The organism is Euzebya tangerina, from assembly GCF_003074135.1.
GTDB classification, from domain to species: domain Bacteria; phylum Actinomycetota; class Nitriliruptoria; order Euzebyales; family Euzebyaceae; genus Euzebya; species Euzebya tangerina.
Genome location: NZ_PPDK01000006.1, coordinates 1 through 4,150, shown reverse-complemented (window position 1 = coordinate 4,150; position 4,150 = coordinate 1). Strand labels below are relative to the sequence as shown.

At 51.6% G+C, this 4,150-nt stretch carries 8 protein-coding genes; 4 read left to right on the top strand and 4 right to left on the bottom strand.

The genetic code is table 11. From position 1 onward, the window contains the following. The coding region (locus C1746_RS21785) for a CppA family protein (protein ID WP_240599100.1) at nt 1-312 on the top strand (312 nt) is incomplete at its 5' end. Here C1746_RS21785 and C1746_RS21780 read toward each other — a convergent pair. From C1746_RS21780 to C1746_RS21760, 4 genes are all read right to left on the bottom strand, one after another. Then, complete coding sequence (locus C1746_RS21780) at nt 290-568, bottom strand: endoribonuclease VapD (protein WP_003690225.1); 279 nt, start codon at nt 566-568, stop codon at nt 290-292. The genes C1746_RS21785 and C1746_RS21780 overlap by 23 nt on opposite strands. Then, complete coding sequence (locus C1746_RS21775; protein WP_003690223.1) at nt 568-753, bottom strand: DUF5397 family protein; 186 nt, start codon at nt 751-753, stop codon at nt 568-570. Before C1746_RS21775 ends, C1746_RS21780 begins: the two co-directional genes overlap by 1 nt. A 244-nt stretch (nt 754-997) precedes the next feature. Further along, nucleotides 998-1,240, bottom strand: coding sequence for an HTH domain-containing protein (locus C1746_RS21765; protein ID WP_003690220.1), 243 nt, complete (start codon nt 1,238-1,240; stop codon nt 998-1,000). A gap of 3 nt (nt 1,241-1,243) precedes the next feature. After that, nucleotides 1,244-2,113, bottom strand: coding sequence for a replication initiation protein (locus C1746_RS21760; protein WP_003690219.1), 870 nt, complete (start codon nt 2,111-2,113; stop codon nt 1,244-1,246). A gap of 385 nt (nt 2,114-2,498) precedes the next feature. On the opposite strand from C1746_RS21760, the gene C1746_RS22890 reads away from it, so the two are divergent. The 3 genes from C1746_RS22890 to C1746_RS21740 all read left to right on the top strand — a co-directional run. Further along, nucleotides 2,499-2,879: a MobC family plasmid mobilization relaxosome protein gene (locus tag C1746_RS22890; protein ID WP_014580441.1), complete on the top strand. Its 381-nt coding sequence runs from the start codon at nt 2,499-2,501 to the stop codon at nt 2,877-2,879. Further along, nucleotides 2,864-3,493 (top strand): relaxase family protein, encoded by a 630-nt coding sequence (locus tag C1746_RS21745; protein WP_003696452.1) that lies wholly within the window; start codon nt 2,864-2,866, stop codon nt 3,491-3,493. The genes C1746_RS22890 and C1746_RS21745 overlap by 16 nt, the downstream gene beginning before the upstream one ends. 83 nt (nt 3,494-3,576) lie before the next feature. Next, the coding region (locus tag C1746_RS21740; protein ID WP_116716896.1) for an MbeB family mobilization protein at nt 3,577-4,150 on the top strand (574 nt) is incomplete at its 3' end.

Here is a 4,150-nt window from a genome sequence, read left to right as displayed (position 1 = left end):
CCAAACGATAAGCCAACGACACAAACGAACCCAAAGCAGGGGATGGGGAATGAGCCGATGATTACCGAGAACGAACGCGACAGGCGAACAGCCGCATGGCTGATAGAGACCTACGGGGCAGAAGCCGTAGCGGAAGCAGAAACCCGCATTGCGGGCGCGAGAAAGCCCTATCCGAGCAATATCGCCAAAGTATTGGGGGCTAGCCTACCCGAAGCCCTAAAACGCACAGAAAACGCCGCAGCGCGCCAAAAACTGGCAGGGCTGCGGCGGATGTTGGACGGTAAGGCAGTTAAGACTTCACAAGACTTGTGAAATCAGACCACTGCTCAATGCGGAACGCCCGAATATCGCGGACAGAAGACGGAAACCAAGGCAGAGCTTTTAGCTCGTTGATGGCTGAAAACAGGTTAGCCATATCTTCGTTTTGGCAGGTGTACAAACTTCCCTGAATGCGGGTAAAGCCGAATTTCCGCAGGGTGTATCCAATATCCGCGTAGGCTTGGGAAATGCCTTTCGGATGGTTTTGAGCGGTATCGGCAACCACCAAATCAAAAGAAATCGCGTACATTAGGCAGCCTTTGGGTCTTGAACGATGTGGGACAGTTTGTATTGCGTGTGTTCGCCGCTTTCCGGCAGTTCAATATTTACGAGCCAATCGCCGTCCGGAAGCTGTTCGGCAGGCGTGCCGACGATGTACATCACGCCGTAATCGCCAAAGGTGCGGATTGAACCGGTGGGGATAGTGGTTTGCATGGTTAGTTCTCCTGTTGGGTTTGGTTTTCAGGCTGGTTTGTCATGTACAAAACCCGTTGGGCAGCTTTTTCGGCTGTTGTGCGTTTGATGCCGTCAGGCAGAAAAATTCTCCATTTTTTGGCTAGAACTATATCTGCAAGATCATCAACCGTTGCGCTTTTCAAAGCAGGATTTGCGTTAATTTCCGAATACAGAAAATCTTTGAATGCCGAGTACAGAGCATCGCGGTTTATTGCGTATCTTGTCATGCTGTTTCGCTTTGGTTGTCAGTTTCAGACGGCATAGGCTTGCCGCGCCTGTACCAAGTGGCGCGGGAAATGCCGAAGTGTTCCCACGGTTTATCGCGGCTGATAGAGTTTTCGGCTAGGTAGTCGGCGCGGGATTGCGACCATGCCCGAAAAACGGTTCTTGTGGAACAGCCGAAGCGTTTTGCCAGTTCTTTAGCCGTAACGTCTCGCTTGGTGGTTTTCAGTTTTGGATAGGCCATATTTCAAAGCTCCGTGATGATTTTTGTTCTGCCTGCATTGATGGTTGTTTTCCGCAAACTATTCCGATGAGCCTGCAATTCCGAAAACCGTCGATTGCTGGCTGCAATATCAAACTTGTACCAAACCCAGTTAGCGATTGATTTGGAGATACATTTCACTTCTTTTTCCCACATCGGGACAGGGAAATCCCCATTTACCCGCATACACTGGTAATGCACTTCTTTCAGCCAGCCTTGCACCGTGTAGCCCTGCTGTTTGAACGCCAACACGTTTTTGTGCGCCCAACGGCTCACAAGGTTAAACACCGTGCAATTTCTGCTTAATCCGACCGCTTCCACGTTAGAGCGACCGATATAGGGCTTAAACTTGTCTAAATCCACGAAATCCGCAAGATACTCCAAATCGTAGCCCCTGATTGCGTCAGGAACGCCGCGCAGCGTCAGCCAATGCGGATGTTCGGGATTTTTCGTAATCAGCGATACAAAGCCCACATCACCGCGCAATTTCGCCTTATATGCTGCTTCAAGTGCAGCAAGATAGCGCAGGGCTTTTTGTCTCCCACCGTATTCCGCCGTCAGCACAGGCGCGGAAAGCGCATAGGCAAGGTGTGCGCCGCCGTTTTCCCTGTTGATTGCCGCCCAAGCAGGCATAGGCAGATTATTGTCTTCCCAAGCCAACCCCGCCCCTTCGTAATCCAAGTCAAAGAGCATAAACACACGCAGATGCGGCGGATTGACTTGGATGTAGCGGCGTTTGATGGCGGCAGCGTAAGAGCGCACCAGCATAGGCGCTTCTTTGAAATCTTTGCAGTATGGCTTGTGTGGGATACGTTCTTGCAAGAAGAGGTCGGGTTGGGTGTATAATTGGCTCATGTTGTATCTCGAAACCCCCGTGCAGATTGGCGTTTGGCGGGGGTTTTGCTTTGTCTAAGATTTGCAGATTGTATGCTTGTTTTTAAGATGATACAACTATGTCAAAATAACCATAATCAGATAACAGCCCGATAGGGGTTCTTATTTCAAAATTTTCCAATCCGCAATTTAGCGAAGCCAGCAGGCGAAGCGGTAAAGCTTGGAGCGCAGCAGCGCGACCTAAGCCGGCCAGCAGGGCGGCGTTTTGGGGGAAACATGAAACCAGTTCCGACAGGGCGGCGTGCGTGTTCTTCCCGGAGTTCTTCATGGAGTATCGGCGAAATGCCGTGATGAAATGCCGTTTTTTTGAGCAGAAAGCAGTCAAAAACAGGGGTATTTTGCCCTTTTGACAGGTTCGAGTGCCGCCGAAAAGCGAACAAAGCAACTCATCATCCGAGTCAGCCCGACCGAGTTTGAGACTTTGACCCGACAGAAGACCCATCCGAATTTAGCCCGCTACATTCGGGAGCGGGTTTTGGAAGATGGCAAAGCATCCGACAAAAAAACCGTCAAATTCCAATTCCCGCCCGAAGTCGTGCGCGTCCTTGCAGGCATGGGTAACAACCTGAACCAAATAGCCAAGGCCCTGAACACCGCCGCAAAGGTCGGCACGTTGGGCAATGTGGAAGCACTCAAGGCGACGACCGAGCTGGCAGCGTTGGAACGTTCCTTAAATTCCCTACGGGATTTTTTAGCCAAAGAAAAGAACGGATGGCAGTCCCAATGATTGTGCAGTTTTTCAATAGGGGGAAAGGCGGCGGGAGTGGTCCGATAGACTATCTTCTAGGCAAAGACCGCGACCGAGAAGAAGCCAGATTATTACGCGGCGACCCCGAAGAAACCGCCGCCCTGATAAACAGCAGCGATTACGCCAAGAAATACACCGCCGGCTGCCTGAGCTTTGAAGAAAGCAACATCCCCGCCGAACAGAAACACGCCCTGATGGACAGCTTCGAAGAGTGTATTTTTGCAGGCTTGGACAAAGACCAATACAACTGCCTATGGGTAGAACACCGAGACAAAGGGCGTTTGGAACTCAACTTCGTGATACCGAACATCGAGCTTTTGAGCGGAAAGCGGTTACAGCCCTACTACTACGCCGCCGACAGAGGAAGAGTGGACGCATGGCGCACCATGCAGAACCTGACGCACGGATACAGCGACCCAGACGACCCCGCCAAACGGCAGAGCATGACCCAAGCCAAAGACCTGCCGAGAAACACGCAGGAAGCCGCACAGAGCATCACAGAGCATCACAGACGGCTTAGAAGCCCTAGCCCTATCAGGCAAGCTAAAAAGCCGCGCAGACGTGCTGGAAACGCTGGAAAAGGTAGGTTTTGAAATATCACGAGCGACCATCAGCAGCATCAGCATCAAGAACCCGGACCCAAAAGGGCGCAACATCCGACTGAAAGGCGCACTGTATGAGCAAGATTTCCGATTTGGCGAAGACCTTCGAGCAGACATCACGCACCGAAGCCGCCAGCATAGAGCAACAAACGAAAGCAGACTTAGAGACGTTACGGAAAAATATCAACGAGGCATTGAAGCAAAGCGAGCAGAAAATAACCGCCGATATAAACGCCCGGCAGTTACGCATGAGCAAGGCAGTATTCAAGCCCTATCTGTGGAGCTTGCTAGGTATATCGGCGGCAGGGTTGATAGTCATAGCAGGGCTGTTCATAGCGATATGGAGCGTCAAGAACGAGCTGGACGACTTGAAACAGCAGAGAGCCGAAGCAGAGCGCACCCTAGACCTGTTGGAAACCAAGACCAAAGGTTTGACACTGGAAAATTGCCCAGTCGAGAACAGCAAAGCAACGCGGGTATGCGTAGCGACCGAGAAGCGAATGCTGGACGCGTTAGCGGAATTAGAGAGCAATCACGCAGCAATCGAGCAGCGAATGATGAAAGCCTTAACGCACTTGGGCGAAAGGTTGGCAGAGCTAGAGCAGGAAAACACGAGTTTAGCGCAGCAGCTAGCGAGCTTGGCAGCCG